This window comes from Xanthobacter nonsaccharivorans, assembly GCF_043194755.2.
GTDB lineage: Bacteria > Pseudomonadota > Alphaproteobacteria > Rhizobiales > Xanthobacteraceae > Xanthobacter > Xanthobacter autotrophicus_G.
Window position 1 is genome coordinate 243,555 of record NZ_CM195526.1, and the last position, 17,567, is coordinate 261,121.

Annotated in this window: 11 protein-coding genes; 10 read left to right on the forward strand and 1 reads right to left on the reverse strand. The window is 62.2% G+C overall.

Translation table 11 applies throughout. From position 1 onward, the window contains the following. Positions 1-127: 127 nt before the first annotated feature. The 6 genes from V5F59_RS01120 to V5F59_RS01145 all read left to right on the forward strand — a co-directional run bounded on the left by V5F59_RS01120 (position 128) and on the right by V5F59_RS01145 (position 9,890). Positions 128-1,864 (forward strand): relaxase/mobilization nuclease domain-containing protein, encoded by a 1,737-nt coding sequence (locus V5F59_RS01120; RefSeq protein WP_393979529.1) that lies wholly within the window; start codon positions 128-130, stop codon positions 1,862-1,864. Between the two features lie 751 nt (positions 1,865-2,615). After that, the gene (locus V5F59_RS01125; RefSeq protein WP_393979531.1) at positions 2,616-4,826 is read left to right on the forward strand and encodes a multicopper oxidase domain-containing protein; all 2,211 of its coding nucleotides are present in this window, start codon (positions 2,616-2,618) and stop codon (positions 4,824-4,826) included. Between the two features lie 219 nt (positions 4,827-5,045). Beyond that, positions 5,046-5,459, forward strand: a complete 414-nt coding sequence (locus V5F59_RS01130; protein WP_393979533.1) for a PIN domain-containing protein — start codon at positions 5,046-5,048, stop codon at positions 5,457-5,459. A gap of 144 nt (positions 5,460-5,603) precedes the next feature. Beyond that, entirely contained in the window at positions 5,604-7,619 is a 2,016-nt protein-coding gene (locus tag V5F59_RS01135) for a conjugal transfer protein TraG (RefSeq protein ID WP_393979535.1), read from the forward strand. A gap of 3 nt (positions 7,620-7,622) precedes the next feature. After that, the gene (locus V5F59_RS01140; protein ID WP_393979537.1) at positions 7,623-8,066 is read left to right on the forward strand and encodes a ribbon-helix-helix protein, CopG family; all 444 of its coding nucleotides are present in this window, start codon (positions 7,623-7,625) and stop codon (positions 8,064-8,066) included. An 816-nt stretch (positions 8,067-8,882) separates the two neighbouring features. After that, complete coding sequence (locus V5F59_RS01145; RefSeq protein WP_393979539.1) at positions 8,883-9,890, forward strand: helix-turn-helix domain-containing protein; 1,008 nt, start codon at positions 8,883-8,885, stop codon at positions 9,888-9,890. 1,334 nt (positions 9,891-11,224) lie between these two features. On the opposite strand, the gene V5F59_RS01150 is transcribed toward V5F59_RS01145, so the two are convergent. Beyond that, positions 11,225-11,383: a hypothetical protein gene (locus V5F59_RS01150; RefSeq protein WP_393979541.1), complete on the reverse strand. Its 159-nt coding sequence runs from the start codon at positions 11,381-11,383 to the stop codon at positions 11,225-11,227. A 270-nt stretch (positions 11,384-11,653) separates the two neighbouring features. Between V5F59_RS01150 and V5F59_RS01155 the strand changes: the two genes are divergently transcribed. From V5F59_RS01155 to V5F59_RS01170, 4 genes are all read left to right on the forward strand, one after another. After that, positions 11,654-12,670, forward strand: a complete 1,017-nt coding sequence (locus tag V5F59_RS01155; RefSeq protein WP_393979543.1) for an AraC family transcriptional regulator ligand-binding domain-containing protein — start codon at positions 11,654-11,656, stop codon at positions 12,668-12,670. Positions 12,671-13,025: 355 nt separating this feature from the next. Beyond that, positions 13,026-15,092: a hypothetical protein gene (locus tag V5F59_RS01160; protein WP_393979545.1), complete on the forward strand. Its 2,067-nt coding sequence runs from the start codon at positions 13,026-13,028 to the stop codon at positions 15,090-15,092. A 9-nt stretch (positions 15,093-15,101) separates the two neighbouring features. Next, the gene (locus V5F59_RS01165; protein WP_393979547.1) at positions 15,102-15,812 is read left to right on the forward strand and encodes a hypothetical protein; all 711 of its coding nucleotides are present in this window, start codon (positions 15,102-15,104) and stop codon (positions 15,810-15,812) included. 613 nt (positions 15,813-16,425) lie between these two features. After that, positions 16,426-17,457 carry a response regulator gene (locus tag V5F59_RS01170; RefSeq protein WP_393979549.1) on the forward strand — a complete coding sequence of 344 codons (1,032 nt, stop codon included), beginning with the start codon at positions 16,426-16,428 and terminating at the stop codon, positions 17,455-17,457. Positions 17,458-17,567 lie beyond the last annotated feature (110 nt).

A 17,567-nucleotide genomic window follows, 5' to 3' on the forward strand; every position in this document is an offset into this window, starting at 1 on the left:
GGTCGGTTTGTGGTCGTTCCTGGATTTGCAGGGATTTGCCGCACATTGCAGCTCAGATTTGCGATGTGCGCCCCTTTCGATTTGCGAATGATTTCAGTGAAGCCTGCACATCACGGGCAGAAGCACCGTGAGCGGTGACGACGACTTCCGCGTCCGACCTGGCCGCATCCGCTCCTCGAAGGTGCAGCGGGCCAAGCCCTTCGTCGCCCAGGCGCTCGCCGCCGCGCAGAAAGCCGGCGGGCGCATCTCCCGCTCCGGCAAGATCACCTCCGGCTCAGGCTCCCGCTTCGGGCGCGGCCGTACCGCGAGCGTGCACGCCAACCGCCTTATCACCGGCCGCTCGCGGGGTGCCGTCATCAAGACCCGTGTGGTCCGGCACACCGCCCGGTCTGCGCCGCTCGGCGCCCATCTGAACTACCTGCGGCGCGAGGGGGTCACCCGCAACGGTGAGATGGCCCGCATGTTCGGCTCCGGCACCGACGATGCCGACGTGAAGGACTTCGCCGAGCGCTGCCAAGACGATCGCCACCATTTCCGCTTCATCGTCTCCCCCGACGATGCCGTGGAGATGTCCGACCTCCGGGGCTTCACCCGCGATCTCATGGTGCAGGTGGAGAAGGATCTCGGCACCAGGCTCGATTGGATCGGGGTCGACCACTGGAACACGGAGCACCCCCATGTCCATGTCATCCTGAGCGGCCGTACCGATGACGGCTCCGATCTCGTCATCGCCCGCGACTACATCAAGGAAGGGATGCGCAACCGCGCCCAGGATCTCGTCACCCAGGAGCTCGGCCCCCGCACCGACCGCGACATCCGCCGGTTCCTCGAACGCCAGGTCGACGCCGAGCGCTGGACCCAGCTCGACCGCCAGCTCAAGCACGATGCGGATCGGCATGGACTGCTCGATCTCGCGCCGCTCCCCGACCAGAAGCCGGACGCGTACTTCGCCCTGAAGGTCGGCCGGTTGCGCCAGCTCGAACGTCTCGGCCTCGCCGAGCCCGTCGCCCCCGGCCGGTGGATCATCGCCGAGGAGGCCGAGGCCACCTTGCGCGCGCTGGGCGAGCGCGGCGACATCATCAAGCGCATGCACCGTGCCCTGACCGAGCAAGGCATCGACCGCGGCCTCACCGACTACGTCCTCTCCGGCGAGGCCCATGGCGAGCCGGTCATCGGCCGTCTCGTCGACCGCGGCCTCGACGACGAGCTCGCCGGCACCGCTTTTGCCGTGGTGGATGGCATCGACGGGCGCACCCACCACATCCGCTTTCCCGCCCTCGACGCCGCCGGCGACAGCACCCCCGGCTCCATCGTCGAGCTGCGCCGCTATGAGGATGGCGAGGGCCGCACCCGCACCGCGTTCGCCGTCCGCTCGGACCTCTCCATCACAGCTCAGGTCACGGCGGACGGCGCCACCTGGCTCGACCGCCGGCTCCTCGATCGCGACCCGGTGGTCCTCGGCGGCGGCTTCGGCCAGGAGGTGCGGCAGGCGATGGAGGCCCGCGCCGATCATCTCGTCTCCGAAGGCCTCGCCCGGCGCGACGGCCAGCGCATCGTCTTCGCCCGCAACCTCCTCGCTTCGCTCTGCGAGCGAGAGCTGGACGCCCTCGGTCAGAGGCTCGCAGCCGAGACCGGCACGCCCTTCCAGAAGCCGGCCGCCGGGGATTATGTCGCCGGCACCTACCGCCAGCGCTTCGCGCTCGCTTCCGGTCGCTTCGCGCTGATCGACGACGGGCTCGGCTTCAAGCTCGTGCCGTGGACCCCCTCCGTCGAGCGGCACATGGGCCGGCATATCTCCGGCGTCGCCCGCCCGGACGGCGGCATCGATTGGTCGTTCGGCCGCAAGCGAGGGCTGGGGCTGTAAATGAAATCCGGGTGGCTTTTGCTCCGGAGCTCCTTATCGCCGCAGTGGGCCGGGTGCCGCTCGACGACCATGGCATCGTGTAGCATCCGCGCGACCCCGATCAGCACCGGCGGGGCCAGGCGATAGAGCAGGAAGTTTCGCGGCCGGCGGTGAGCCCCGCCTTCGTGCCCCGCACGGCGACGGCTGTGGCACAGAGGATAGCTGCGCATATGCGCGCCGAGTTCGGGGCGGTCGACACTACCGGCCTTTCGCGGCTTGACGGCGATGTCATGGGTTGGGCGTGAGTGCGCAGTTTGACGATTCTGGGTGAGGATTGCATCAGCCGGTCGGGCAGAGAGGTTCATTTCGGCCATTCTTGTGGGCGCCGTGGGTCCTTGATACACGCACCCGGATATGCAAACTTTGCTGCCACAACCGTGTGCAAAGTCACAGATTTCTGACAAGTCCAGATAAGTTAGCGTGCAGCAACGTTCTCCAAAGGCGTGATGTCGAGCGGCTTTGAACGGAGGGATAGATATGCTCGCGTTTCTGTCTCGCCCGCCAAGGAAGCCGATTTCGCTGCGCACGTAGCCGAAAGGCTGCGGCACGGCGCCGGCAAACTCGCCGCCATCGTCTTCGACCACCCACGGGCATGCTCGCCGGTGGCGCCGATTCCCACGATCTCGATGCCTCACATGAGGCGGCCGTTTTCAAGCCAGCTCAATTGACGTGAAGACCTGTCTCGGTTCCCCGACATAGAGGAACGCCGGCTATGCTGAAATTCATTTACGCAACTATCGCATTGACCTCTCTGGCCATTTGCATCCCGCAGGCGAATGCGGATTCCATCCCGCAGCTGCAGATCTTCGCGAGCCCAAATGACGTTCTTGAGGTAACCCTCGTCGCGGAGCCGCGGGAGGTCATGATCGGCGGCACTCCAGTAACGACGAACCTATTCACCGTATGCTCAGGACGCGGCCTGACCGAGGCGCAATTGTCAGACTGCAAGGCTAATCAACCGAACCCCTATGGCGGCGCAGTTTTCAAGCTGAAGCCCCGGGGGCGGTTCAAGGTCACCCTGATCGATCGCACCAGTGAACCGCTCAACACCCACACGCACGGGCTTTACACCCCGGCTTGGGGCAAGCGCCCGGAGGATCTCCTGCCAGGAGTCCCCTTCTCCGGAAGCTACGGTGATTTCGTCTTCGTTTCTGTCGCCCCCACCGGTGCCGCGCCTGCGGGGCCCGGAGCGATGACGCATCATCCGATGAACACATCGGGCAACTCCCTCGAATACGATATCGAGATTCCGAGCTGGCACCCGCGTGGCATGTTCTGGATCCACCCGCATGTGCACGGGATGAGCGCCCAGCAGGTGTCGGACGGCATGGCGGGGTTGATCGAGATCGGGGATATCGACGAGTACGTCTGCATCAAACCTTCGCCCGACGGAAAATCCTGCCAGAGCGGCGGGGCGCCAAGCGAGGATCACAATCTCGTCGTCCGACAGATCATCCTGAAGGACATGCAATTGGCCATGCAGAACGGGACTCTGCAGCCGCAGCGCAAACAAGATCCCAGCTTCTGCGCGGGCACGGCAGCAGACATCACGGATCACGGGTACTGCGACGGTGCGGGTGGCGGTCGCTGGGTGTTCACGATGAACGGCGTCAACAAGCCGCGCTGGGAGGTCCCCGCTGGCAAGTCGGAAATCTGGCGCATCCAGAATGCTTCGGCGAACATCACCTACAGCCTGTGCCTGACTGCGGACGGATGGCCGACAACCATACAGGTGCCTACACCCGGGGAGGTATGTGCGCACGCAATGCCCTTCCAGGTGCTGTCGCTCGATGGCGTCTCCTTTGGTGACGATGCAGGTGCGGGCACGTTCACAAGCCCCACCCGGCTCCAGCGTCACGCCCTGCTGATGCCGGGAAGTCGAATAGAGATCCTCGTCGCGTGGAGGGACCCGTCCACCTGCGCGAGCGTGGAAACCACCGATACATGCCCGGCATCCGCCCCGTCCTCGGACAAGGTCGTCGTTCTGCAGAACCTGTCCTTCAAGTCGGGTGGTGATGCCTGGCCTCGGATACGGCTCGCCGAGGTGGATTTTCCCAAGTCGGCCACGGCAGGTCCCGGCGTGGTCGCGACGCGCCAGCTGCCGGATCAATCGCGGCGGCTGCTACGGGCGCCCTTCGCGATCCAGCGTGGGCCTCTCGGTCCGCCCCAGCTTTGCCGCAGCGGGACTTTCAAGGCCCTCGCCGATGGCGAGAAGCGGCGCATCTATTTCGGTATCGTCAAGGATAGTGGGGAGGAGGTGTTCCTCCTCGGGCACACGATCATCGACCAGAACGGCGAGCAGCGCGACGAAGCCGGGAATCTTGTGAAGGAACCAATCTTGCGGCCCTTCGGCAGCGCCACGAGCGGCGGCGTGGACCTTGCCGACCTGTGCGTCCCGGCCGAGGCGGTCGAGCAATGGCAGTTGGTGAATCTCTCCGCGGAGGTCCACAACTTCCACATTCACCAGAACAAGTTCTCGGTAGAGCCGTGCACAGCAGGCGACGCGTGTGATGACGCGACCGGAGCCGCGGTCCATTCGATCGATCCCATCGACCACGTCAGCCTGGCCAGCGTCATTGTCGATGCGCCGAAATCACCGAACATCGGGTTCCCGTTGCACGACACGATCATTGTCCCACGGGGGGCCGCGATCGGGTGCGAGACACCTGATGTGGAGCAGAACGGCTTCATCCAGCATGCCGAGGGTTACTCGGCATCCGATCGTAAATACAAATATTTGGACCAGAAAGGCTGTCTGGTCGACGTGAAGAATAAGGATGCCCCTGCGGGTTGGATAAATATCAAGATCCCGTTCGACCGCTCGACCAGCCCGGGGCGCTACGTATTCCACTGCCACATCCTCGAACATGAAGATCGCGGCATGATGGCTTCCATCAGGGTTCTGCGGCCGGATCAGCAATGATCGTGCATCATAGCTACAACGGCGCTCTGCACCGAGCCGTGATTGTTTGCATCCGCTCCCGCGAGGGTCGGAAGTTGGCGCGCAAGGTAAGAGCGGCTTCATTTTAATTCGCCTCATAATGTGCGTATGCGGAGCCCTGACCCGACCTTTCGCCGGCGAGGTTGAGGGGGTGAAGCACATTGGCCGACACAATGTTGGTATCGAGCCGCTACCAACATTGTGTCGGCTGATGCGCCATCCAAGCGACAGGTCGGGTCCGAGGCTTTCGCATCTTGGGTCCGCGCTTACAACGATGCTCTCCATATCTCGGCAGTCACCATCGCCGAGATCGAAGCCGGCATCGCCCATGCCGTTCGCATCGGCGCCGCGACCAATGCAGGACGGTTGCGCAACTGGCTCGATGCGGTTGAGCATCTCTGTGGTGGGCGGATCCTATCCTTCGGCGTTAAGGAGACCCGCGAGGCCGGCGCCATGCTCGACCGGGCGCGCGCCCACGATCCGGGTTTCGAGGACATCGCCATCGCGGCAGTCGCTGCGGTGCGCGGCTTCACGGTCCTCACCGCAAATGAACGGCATTTCGCCTCCCTTGGCGTCCTGTTCATCAATCCATTGAAGCAACTCCCGGCAGGCTGATCCACGCCGATCGACGCCACCGCGTCCCGCAAGTATTTTCCCCCTCTCTTTCGCTCCCCTTCGATTCGTCGCCGACCTGCCATTGCAACCCGTTTGGCCCGGGGTCTTTCTTCGCTCTGTCGCGCATGAAGGAGCCCAGCCGCCGTGTCCGCCAGCCGTGTCCTGTGGGGCCAGATCGCAATCGTGTTCGCGATCATCCTCGCCGCCATCTGGGGTGCGACGCAGTGGACCGCGTGGCGGCTCGGTTTCCAGGTGCAGCTCGGCGCGCCCTGGTTCGAGCTGGCTGGCCTACCGGTCTTCCCGCCGCCAGCCATCTTCTGGTGGTGGTATCTCTACGACGCCTATGCCCCTGGCATCTTCCTGGAGGGCGCGGCCATTGCCGCCTCTGGCGGCCTCCTCGGCGCTGCCATCGCCATCCTCATGTCCATCATGCGGGCGCGGGAGGCGCCGGACGCCCGCACCTTCGGCTCCGCCCGCTGGGCCGGACGGGAGGAGGTCGAAGCCGCGGGCCTCCTCGGCGCCGACGGCGTGGTGCTTGGCCGCTATGAGCACGACTATCTCCGCCACGACGGCGCCGAGCACGTCCTGTGCTTCGCCCCGACCCGGAGCGGCAAGGGCGTCGGCCTCGTCGTGCCCACGCTCCTCACCTGGCCGGGAAGCGCGATCGTCCACGACATCAAGGGCGAGAACTGGGAGCTGACCGCGGGCCTGCGCGCCCGCATCGGCTGCGTGCTCCTGTTCGATCCCACCAACCTGGCCTCCGACGCCTATAATCCGCTCCTTGAGGTGCGCCGGGGCGAAAGCGAGGTGCGGGACGTCCAGAACATCGCCGACGTGTTGGTGGATCCGGAGGGCTCGCTGGAAAAGCGGAACCACTGGGAGAAGACCTCTCACGCCTTGCTCGTCGGCACCATCCTGCATGTGCTCCATGCCGAACCCGACAAGACGCTCGCCGGCGTCGCCGCTTTCCTCTCCGATCCGCGCCGCTCCATCGAGGCGACGCTCAATGCCATGATGGCGACGCCCCATCTCGGCGAGAAGGGACCGCACCCGGTGGTCGCCAGCAGTGCCCGGGAGTTGCTCAACAAGTCCGACAATGAACGGTCAGGCGTCCTGAGCACGGCCATGTCCTTCCTCGGCCTCTATCGCGACCCGGTGGTGGCCGCCGTCACCCGCCGCTGCGACTGGCGCATCGCCGACATCATGTCTGGTGCGACGCCGGCGACGCTCTATCTGGTGGTCCCACCGTCCGACATCTCCCGTACCCGGCCCCTTGTGCGCCTCCTGCTCAATCAGATCGGCCGCCGCCTCACCGAGGACCTCCACGCCAACGACAAGGCCCATCGCCTGCTTTTGATGCTCGACGAGTTCCCGAGCCTCGGCCGGCTGGATTTTTTCGAGAGTGCGCTCGCCTTCCTCGCCGGCTACCGGATCAAGGCGTTCCTCATCTCCCAGTCCCTGAACCAGATCGAACGCTCCTACGGCGCCAACAACGCCATTCTCGACAATTGCCACGTCAGGGTGTGCTTTTCCGCCAACGACGAGCGCACGGCCAAACGGGTGAGCGATGCGTTGGGCACCGCCACCGAGACGCGGACCATGCAGAACTACGCCGGCCACCGCCTCGCCCCCTGGCTCGGCCACCTCATGATCTCGCGCTCGGAGACCGCCCGTCCCCTGCTCACCCCCGGCGAGATCATGCAGCTCCCGCCCGACGAGGAGCTCGTCATGGTGGCCGGCAGCCCGCCGATCCGCGCCAGGAAAGCGCGCTACTATGAGGATGTGCGTTTCCGGGAGCGCCTGCTCCCCGTGCCTGCGGCCCGCAGCGCCGCCATGCCCCCGAAGCCCGATGATTGGTCGGCATTAAAACCCATCACGCCGCCACGGGGCATCGCCTCTACCGCCTCGCCCCTCGATCCTGCCGCTCTCGCCGCGTCGAAGCCCGATGACGATCCGGCCAATTCCGGCCTGCGCCGCGAGCCCGGCCTCGAGCCGCACAAGGACATCGCGCCGGAGCCGTCAGGCGCTCCCGCCAACGAGTTCGATCCCGACGCCGATGCGCCGGAGCGCACCGCTGTTGCCGGCCGCACCGTGGTCCGCACCATGCGGCTCGTGGCGCGGCAGGCCGCCATGGACCCCGGCGACGGCGTGGAGCTGTGAGCCATGAGCGAACGCCCCGACAAAAAGGCCCGGCTGTCCGTCTATCTCGATCCGGACCTCATGCGTCTCCTGGCAGATTTTGCCGACCGGCGCGGCCAGTCCCGCTCCCTGATCGCCGAGGCGGCCATCGCCTCCTTCCTCTCGCCTGATGCCGACGAGCGGCAGGAGGCGGCGCTCGCCAAACGACTCGACCGGATCGACCGCAACCTCCAGCGCCTGGAACGCGACATGGGCATCGCCAACGAGGCCTTCGCCGTGTTCATCCGCGCCTGGCTCACCGCCACCGCGCCGCTGCCGGAGACCGCCCAGGCCGTCGCCCGCGCCAAGGGCGGCGAACGCTACGACAAGTTCATGGAAGCCCTCGGCCGCCGTCTCGCCAAAGGACCGCGGCTTCGGCAGGAAGTACCGGAGGATGTCCGCATACCGATGCCCGGCTCGGAGGAGTGATCGCCAGAGTGTCAAGCGGTGCGGAAACTCAGCATTGCAGCGCTCCAGGGAGACAATATCAACGGCCCTCCTGACGGACCGATGTGCACTCATCCGACCATGACTCTCACCGGGTTTCGCATCGGTATCTCAGTCTAAGTGGGCCCCGACCCCATGACCCGATGGCGATGAGGGCGGCCCACCCGCCACGAATGGCAAGGAACCCCGGTCCCGCAGGGGCGATCGGCTGCTCCGCACTGGTCGCACAGGTTGCAGCCCGCAGTCGGGGGCTCTGACGAAACGTGGCGATGCGACCAGACATTTACGTGATGCGCGGGGTTCCGCGCTCTTGGTCGGGTCAGGGGGTTTGAAGAAGAACATGAAATAGAGATAGTATATCAGACATACGCAGACAGTTGATCGCGGTGTATTATCGCCGAGCTGTCGACCGGCCCGCTCTTGGTCGATTACAAGAAGGAAGGAGAGGAGGCCGCCGACGAGGTTTCTCGCAACCGGCTCCCCACGGGCATGAACCTTCTTCGAAGCGGTATCGCGTGAGTTTGCCTGTTTCGTCGCAGCCAGAGATGCGCCTCGGGGCGAGGACTGCCTCTCTTCAGCGGGTTGGCGCGAAATGGGAAGTTTTCGATTTGGGCAAATGCTAGCGTTTCACGAGAGCCGCGACCAACCGGCTGCCGATGCGATCCAAGGGGAGCCGCCCGAATGAACCTTCTCGGCGAGTAACTCGTCTACCAACGGTTTTCGACAACCTCTTGGAAGCACACGACGCCCGATGACTCAACTGGTTTTAGGACAGGCTCGTTTTAGGACAGTCTCTTAGTGTCAGAAGAAGTGTTTCTATCGACAGATATTGTTGAAAAATCCTTGCGCACAGATATGTGCCGGGAATTGTCGCGGCCATTTTTTGAAGTGATGCCACAGGATAACGGACCACGCCAGCTAGAGCTTTCCCTACGCTCGCACTTGATTGGTCAAACGCTGATCATTTCAACAAACCACAGTCAGCAACGAATTTCACGGGATCGTTGCCATATCATTCTCGGGCTTGACCAGTATTTTGTCTTCCTGATGTTGGGCGGTGTAGTTGATAACGATTTTGAGGGTGGCGCCGTTTCAATAAATTCCGGCGATATTTGCTTTGCTGATCTCAGCCGGTCATTCAGAGGCGAAGTTGGACAGGGCTCTGCACTGTCGCTGATGTTGCCACGAGCCGCACTCGACAAGGCGACAGGAGGTCGGGACCTGCATGGATTCGTTCTCAAGAAAGGCGAGCCGATCACCCAATTTCTAACCGATTTTATGGTCAGTTTCGCCAATCTGCCAGATATTGCCGATGGAACAGAGGCGCAGGCCATCGAGGAAGCCGCCATAGCGCTCATTGGGGCTTGCATATCGCGCCGGGCGCCGCCGCAGGATCCAGCTTTGAATAACGTGCTGCGTCATCGCCTGCTGAGTTTCGTCGAGGAGAATCTGGCGGCGCCGGATCTTGGCCCAGCCCTGCTGATGCAACGCTTTCATGTCTCGCGGGCTCACTTGTACCGGATGTTTGAAGCTGAAGGCGGTGTTGCAACCGTCATACGCGAAAAGCGGCTCGACGCGGCGTTTCGTGCGTTAATTTCCCCCTCAGGTCGCAGTTCGTCCATTGCTCAAGTCGCGTACACCTTCGGTTTTTCGAGCACGCCCCAGTTTCACCGCGCCTTTCAGGCGCGATTTTCCATGACACCGCGCCAAGCGCGCAATGAGGCGTCGTTAGCCTCGTCGAGCGTCCTGCCTCCAGCAATGAATTGGTATGAGTATTGTGCGCGACTGACACGAAAATCGTATTAATCAAAGCCCATTACCCCACTTGCGGCGTCCGCTGAACACGATGCACCAAGGCTGATCGACGAGTCGGTTCTAAGCGAAACGGGAGTGATCGACGAAGTCGTCGCAGAATTGGAAAACACGACTTGAGAGCCGATTGCTGCGCATAAACTGTAGGACATTCTCGACGGGGTTAAGCTCGTGCCATTTCGGAAGTGAGGTGATGGGGTGGACGGCCCCCTCGGTGCAAGGGGCATCTTCAGGGCGATGCGTACTGGTCGGGTGCATCCATATGTTCGGCCTGTTCTCGCAGCACCACATCGCTGTTGGCCCTGATGAATTCCGCAGACCGCATCCCTAATCACGTCATCGCGCTCGAGACGTTCTGCTTCCCTGGGTTCGTGCGATCCTCGGTCTGACCGGTCTGTCATCCCCGCTGAGCTACACTCTACACCCCCCTGCCGATATTCAGTGTGCGGCGAGGACAGCGATCACGCCGCCGCTTAGGCCGCTTGCGCGCCATCACTGCCCGGGCGATCCGCGCTGTCTTATTGGCCCGTGCCACGGTGGGGATCTTCACCGGCTCGCGCGTGAGCAGCTGAGCAGCCCATGGCTGCCGGGCCTTATCCTTGCGTGCCATGCGCATCACCGCCGTGGCGCCGACGACAAGCAAGCAACGTAGGTAGTCACGTCACCAGCAGCGGCAACAAGGTAGTGGGTCTATCAGAAAAGGTACGCACGTACATGTCACATGAGACATGACGTAAAGAAATTTGGGATGCTGCGCTATGCTCTGACTTGGTCACCGCATGCGAGCTTGCCCGTGCAACGCTGTTAAATGGGGGCCGCAAAATAGTGTGATTCATTCGCATTCCCACAAGAACGGGAATCCCTCTTAAGCTGATTTTCAAAACAACATTTAAAGACGAGTATTATTCTATGGAATCCAGTCGACCAGGGGGCGGGGGACGCATCGATGAAGGCCCCTCCGCGGCTATCTTCGGCCTCGTGGCATGCGCCGTGTCCGGCGCAATAATCGGGTTTCTCTTGGCCGGATACGTTCCGCTGGCGGCCGGGGTCTTCGTGGCCTTGCTGTTCGGGCTGGTCTTCGGCTGGTTGATTTGGGGGCGTGGCGGATGACCGCCGCCCGTAGTCCAAAGGGGCAGGCCAAGCCCAGGCTGCCGAGTGGCGCCGCTCACCTTCGATGCGGCTTACATCAGCGTTCTTCAGAAAGGCGGGGCTCAAGCTGAAGGCCGTCGCCGCTATGCCGTTCACCGTGTCCCTCTAGGGGGACTCGGCGGCTTACCTGCGTGTCAGCGCGCTCGCGTTGTAGCGTCGGCCACGGGTGGAACGGCCGATCAATCGCGCCCTGTGCGGGCTTTGCCGATGACCATGACTCTATCCATCCGCCTTCCCATGGAGCGGCGTTTCAAGCGGTTGATGCAGAGGCAGAGGAACGCGCCGAAGACGACGGAAGCCACCGACCACGCAGCTAGGATGTAGGAGAAGGTACTCATGATACCACATCGTCCTTACCGAGGAATAACACGGCGTCGTCGGCCACGTTGATAGGCGAAAGTCCGAAATTGAATGCAGAAATATATGAAAAACAACTGAAATTATATACTAATTTATATGCATGTCTGGATGAATTATTACTTTACGAATCAATAAATAATTACAGATATGCACGGAATTCCGCTTTCAGTGCGAGAAATGCTAGCAGCGCTGGCCATTGAAGCTACCCATTTTGCGCCACGGATGCTGCTTTTCGAGGGCATTACCATATGACCACAATTCCTGTGATCTCTAGCTATGTCTTGAAGGGCTTGCCTGCGTTCGTGCGCCAAGAAATCGGAGAGGTGGCGCTGCAGCGGGCCAATCGCGCCGGAAGGTTCGACGCCGAGATGATCGAGGGCAAGAATTACTTCATCCCTCAGCTGGCAGTGTTAGAATTCGCGAATACCATCGCGAGAGCGGCCGGCGAGCCTAACTTTGGGCTTCTGATTGCCCCCAGCATGGATGCCTCTAGCTATGGCAACTTCGGACGGTATGTGTTCGGAGCCGATACGCTCGGCCATGCCATCGCGCGCAGTATTGCAACCCTTTGCTACCATAGCACGTTCGATAAATTGTCGCTGACGGCCTTGGGTGAGCATATGCGATATGGTTGGACATGCGCGTCGGCTAACTCCGAAGGTTACCCCACTGTTGCATGCGCTGCGGCCGGCGAGATGTTGAGCCTCTTCAAAGCATATTTACCAGCCAGTTGGCGGCCGGTATGCATCGAGCTTAATATCGAAACCCCACACCAGATTTCTCTTTTCGAAGACACATTTCAGTGTCCCGTCCATTTCAATGCATCTGCGGTAGCAATCGTCTTTGAACGACGCCACCTGATGGCCACGTCAACCCGCACATCCCAGCCCATGGTGACCATAGAGGATGTCGTGCGCGACTGGCCTGATGGCGCGCCACGAAGTCTCCTCGCGGTCACCATCGAACAAATCCGCACTCAGGTATTCATTGGCAGCGTGTCGATTGACGATATAGCGTGGTCGATGGACACCAGCGTTCGCACCCTGCAGCGAGAACTTAATCGCGCCGGCACGGACTTTCGAAGCCTCACGAGTGTTGTGAGAATTCAGCGCGCGACCGAGTTGTTGCGACAGACGGGTAGCTCAATCACCCATATTTCGGCGGAGTTGGGATATTCCTCCCCGGCCCATTTTACGCGGGCCTTTCGCAAGATGACGGGCGTAGGACCGCGCGAATTTCGCGCGAGCAAGCAACATGGCGACTGAAGTTGCTGCACGCACAGATGCAATCTGATGCCAACACCTCGCGTCGTCGCTGCGCTACTTCAGGAGTCTGGAATACGCAACAGTGGCGCAAAATGGGTGGTCTCGATATTCGAATCCGGTTCTATCATATGCGACCAATCGCTGGCGAACCGATCTGCAAGTTACTGCCGATCGCTCCATTGGTCTAACAAGCGCATGTTGCCGGGCTGCTTGGTCCGTCGAAGTGTGCCGCAATGGAACTATGTCTGGTGAATTTAGTGCGCGTTTGCGATGCGACGAGCTAACGGACGTTAGCATTAAAGGCGTTTGGCCTCGCGCTTACACATGAATTGTGTATTCGTGGATGGGGGAAAGAATGAAACTCTATACTCGTGTGGCGGCCACTCGAAATTTCGTGTCCGTTTGCAGCGCGCTGGTCATGACCGGTACGGCGCCGGTTCAGTTGGCACTTACCACTGTGAGCGTTGGGGCTCTGAGCGTCGCTCTGCCTTTTTCTGCTTCTGCCGCCACCTGCATCACCAGCGTGACGCCGACTTTCACCGATGTCGTGGCCAGCGTCGATGCGAACAAGGGTAAGGCCATCACAGCCGTCACACCTGGCTTCGGTGATGCGGTGACCGGCGTTACCACCTCCACCACCTCCGGCTCGTTCCTCACCGGAGCGTCGCTGAACAAGCAGACCGGATCGGCCCTGACCGACGTCACCACTACCTCCGGCTCGTTCCTCACCGGAGCGTCGCTGAACAAGCAGACCGGATCGGCCTTGACCGACGTCACCACCACCTCCGGCTCGTTCCTCACCGAAGCGTCGCTGAACAAGCAGACCGGATCGGCCCTGACCGACGTCACCACTACCTCCGGCAGCTTCCTCACCGGAGCATCGCTGAACCAGAAGACGGGAACGGCGGTGACCGACGTCACGTCCACCTCCGGCAGCTTTCTGACCGGAGCGTCGCTGAACCAGAGCACCGGCACCGCCGTCACATCGGTGACGCCTCAGACGACGGACGTCTCGGTGGTGACCAATGCGAGCACGGGAACTGCGCTGGACGCCCTGGACTTCTATCAGGTTGGTGGATCGGACCAAATCAGGCTCAAAAATCCGCCTGGCGTTCTGGAGCAGGCGACGATCCCCGTCATTACCGGGGACCTTTCGACGGCCACCGTCGTGACCAGCGTGGATACCTCCACGGGCAGCTTCCTCACCAGCGACACAACCCTCTCTACCACCTCCAACTCGGCGCTGACCGGCATCGGGAAGACCTCCGGCTCCTTCCTCACCAGCGACACCACCCTCTCTACCACCTCCGACTCGGCGCTGACCGGCATTGGGAAGACCTCCGGCTCCTTCCTCACCAGCGACACCACTCTCTCTACCACCTCCGACTCGGCGCTGACCGGCATCGGGAAGACCTCCGGCACCTTCCTCACCGGCGACACCTCCCTCTCCACCACCTCCGACTCGGCGCTGACCGGTATCAAGAAGACCTCGGGCACCTTCCTCACCGGCGACACCTCCCTCGGCACCACGTCGGACACCGCGCTCACGGGCGCCAGCACGACTACGAAGAGCGGGAAGTTCGTCAACAGCGTTGACACCCAGTCGGGCGATTTCCTGACCAGCCTCTCGTCGTCGAAGGCGTCAGTGGTGAGCAACGTCACCGCGGACAACAGCGGCGCAAGCGCTTCGGCGACCTCGCTGGGCTGTGGTGTCAACGCCACCGCCAACGGCGCCAATTCCACGGCGCTCGGCACCAATGCCAATGCTGGTAATTCTGATAATGCGACGGCCGTGGGCGCGGGTAGCACTGCGGGCACCAACGCCGTGGCTCTCGGTACCAATTCGCGCGCGACGGGCACGGGTTCCACGGCCATTGGCTACGGCGCAAAAGCGGAAGGCGCGAACTCCACCGCCATTGGCAATGGCGCCTCCACCGGCAGCTATACAAACGCCACTGCGATTGGCGCAGGTGCCACGGCGACCCGCAACAATCAGGTGATGATCGGTACCGCCTCCAATACGTACACGGCGCCCGGCATCACCTCCAATGCCAGCCGCGCTGCTCAGAGCGGGCCGCTCCAGGTGGTCACCACGGACGCAGGCGGTAACCTCGCCTCTGACGGGGGCTACATTTTCAACAACCTGAACACACTCAACAACACCGTCTATAATTTGAGCCAGGATATCCGGCGCCTCGATGGCGGCGTCGCTATGGCCATGGCCCTAGGTGGCGTTTACCTCCCGGAACACCAGAACGTGGCGGTGCATGCCAATCTGGGCTTCTATAACGATGCGCTGGCTGTCGCGTTCCAAGGCGTGCTGCGCATCAACGAGACGCTCACGGCCAACGGCGGCATTGCCTTTGACACCAGCGGGCGTGGCGGCGTCGGCGGACGGGTCGGCATCTCTGCAGGCTGGTGATTCCGGCTGATGGCTCGACGACCCATCTTAAATGGCAGGCGGCGCTCTCTGCGCCGCCTCTGTCATTTCATTCTTGCTTTGGCAGGCACGGGGCTGCTGCTCGCGCCATCAACGTTGTCTGCGCAGGTGGTCCCCTCTGGACAGAATGCCCCGGTGCAACTGCCTCCAGCCGCAGCGCTCCCCGAAAAACCACCGCAGATCCCGCCTCCCGAGCAATTAGTTGCTCTCGTGCGAAATGTTCTGCTTTCGGTGAACGACGCCAATCTGACTGGCAACTATTCAGTTCTGCGCGATCTCACTGCGCCGGAATCCCAAAAATTCAATACTGCAGAAAATCTCGCCAGCAGCTTCGGGCCGATCCGCCAGCAGAAGACGGACATCGCGATCGTCGCGGTCGCGACACCGGAATTCAAGCAGTTGCCCACGATCACGCCCAAGGGCCTGTTGCGGGTCAACGGCGAGTTGGTCACTGATCCGCGGGTCACCTTCGATCTATTCTTTCAGAGCGTAGAAGGGCGGTGGCGGCCCTACGCGATCGGAATCGGCGTGGTGCCGGTCCCCCTTGAAACGCCGAAGCCAATGCCCCAGCCCCAACAGGTGTCCAAGCCCGCGCCGCCGAAGAAGCCGCCTTCACAGTCGCAGCAGAAGCCACCCGCCCCCAAGCCACCACCGAAAAAGCCTATTCCGCCACCCGCCGAGAGCCCCCAATCGGAAGAATAGGGGGTGTGGAAGGATTCTGCGCTGTTAAGCTCGAGGAATTCCTTTTTCGTGGCACAGCGAGACGCGACTCGCCAACGCCATCGCTCAGCGGCTGGTCGCCGCAGCTGGCACGTATCCGCTGCCCACGACCAAGCACATCGAGGATGTGGATGGGGAACAAGTCATTTTCAGCCTGCACGGCCGCACAGGCGCCGCCGGCAATTTGGCCCTGATGCCGGTGTCGCAGCTGGCCGGCCGGCTGGCTCGCGAGGGGCAACGCGGCCAGGTATTGGGCCAAATGCCAGAGCTGCGCGCCCTGTGGCAAGCAGCCCGTCAGGCATTGGCGCAACACTCCCCTCCGTGGGTCCGGAGGAAGCGGCCGCGGATTCCATCCTGACCCGGCTCGGCACCCGCTCGGTGTCTTCCGACGACCTCCGACGCGCGATGCAACCTTTGTTGGCCCTGCTGGAACGCAACGAATTGGACCCTGAAGCCCTCGAACGCGTCTGTCTCGCCCTCGAATCGAACCCGTAGCGAAAGGAGGCCTCGCCTTGTGTGCCGCCACTGCGTCTTTCGAGTTTGAACAGGCCCATGCCTTGTTGCAAGCGTTGATGGCCTCCCGGGGAAGCCCGGCATGACGGCCACGGGCCACCTGACCGACGCCAAGCCTACGATATTGGCGGTCGATGACGAGCCTGCCAATCTGCAGGTGCTACGCCACATTCTCCAGCCGAGCTATCGCCTGCTGTTTGCTAGGAGTGGCGCCAGTGCATTGGAGTTGGCGCGGGCCAATCGCCCGGATCTCATCCTGCTGGACATCGTGATGCCCGGGATGTCCGGCTACGAGGTGTGCACAGTCCTCAAGCAAGACCCGCATACGGTCACCATTCCAGTGATCTTCGTGACTGCGCTGACCGAAGCGGGGGATGAACAGCAGGGACTGGAAATGGGCGCGGTCGACTACATCGTCAAGCCTTTCAGCCCTAGCGTGGTCCAGGCCCGCATACGCAATCATTTGCCCTCGGTGCAGGTCGGGCAACTTGAAGAGGCGCATCTGCAGATCATTCGATGCCTGGGTACAGCGGCCAAATACAAGGACAACGAAACCGGCCGACACGTCGTCCGCATGAGCCACGTCGTGAAAATGTTGGCCCTGGCCGCAGGCTATGGCGAGCACGTCGCCAACGAGCTGCTCCATGCGGCACCCATGCATGACGTCGGCAAGATCGGCATTCCCGATGCTATACTTCAAAAGCCCGGCCGCCTCACTGAGGAGGAATGGGCCATCATGCGCCAGCACACCGTCATCGGCGCCCGCATCCTGGGTGACCACCCTTCGGGCCTGCTCCGGTTGGCGGCAACGATCGCGCTGTACCATCATGAAAAATGGGATGGCAGCGGTTACCCTCAGGGACTGACCGGGCAGGCGATTCCCCATGCGGCCCGCATTGTCGCGCTGGCAGACGTCTTCGATGCCCTGATCAGTGTGCGTCCATACAAGAAGGCCTGGACAGCCGAACGGGCGCTGAACCTGATCCGCAGCGAGAGCGGCAAGCATTTCGACCCAGACCTTGCACGTTTGTTCATCGACTGCACGCCTGAGATCGTACGCATCTACGAAACATGGGCCGATGCTCAGCAAACTGCCGGGCAGCCCCTCCGATGAGGGCCTAGACGATTGCAAGTCCGGAATACACCGCCTTGCCAAATCAGAAGGTGTGAAGATGGCGACTGGGAGTGGGAAACTGCACTCCGAATATCGAGCCCTGGGGTTGT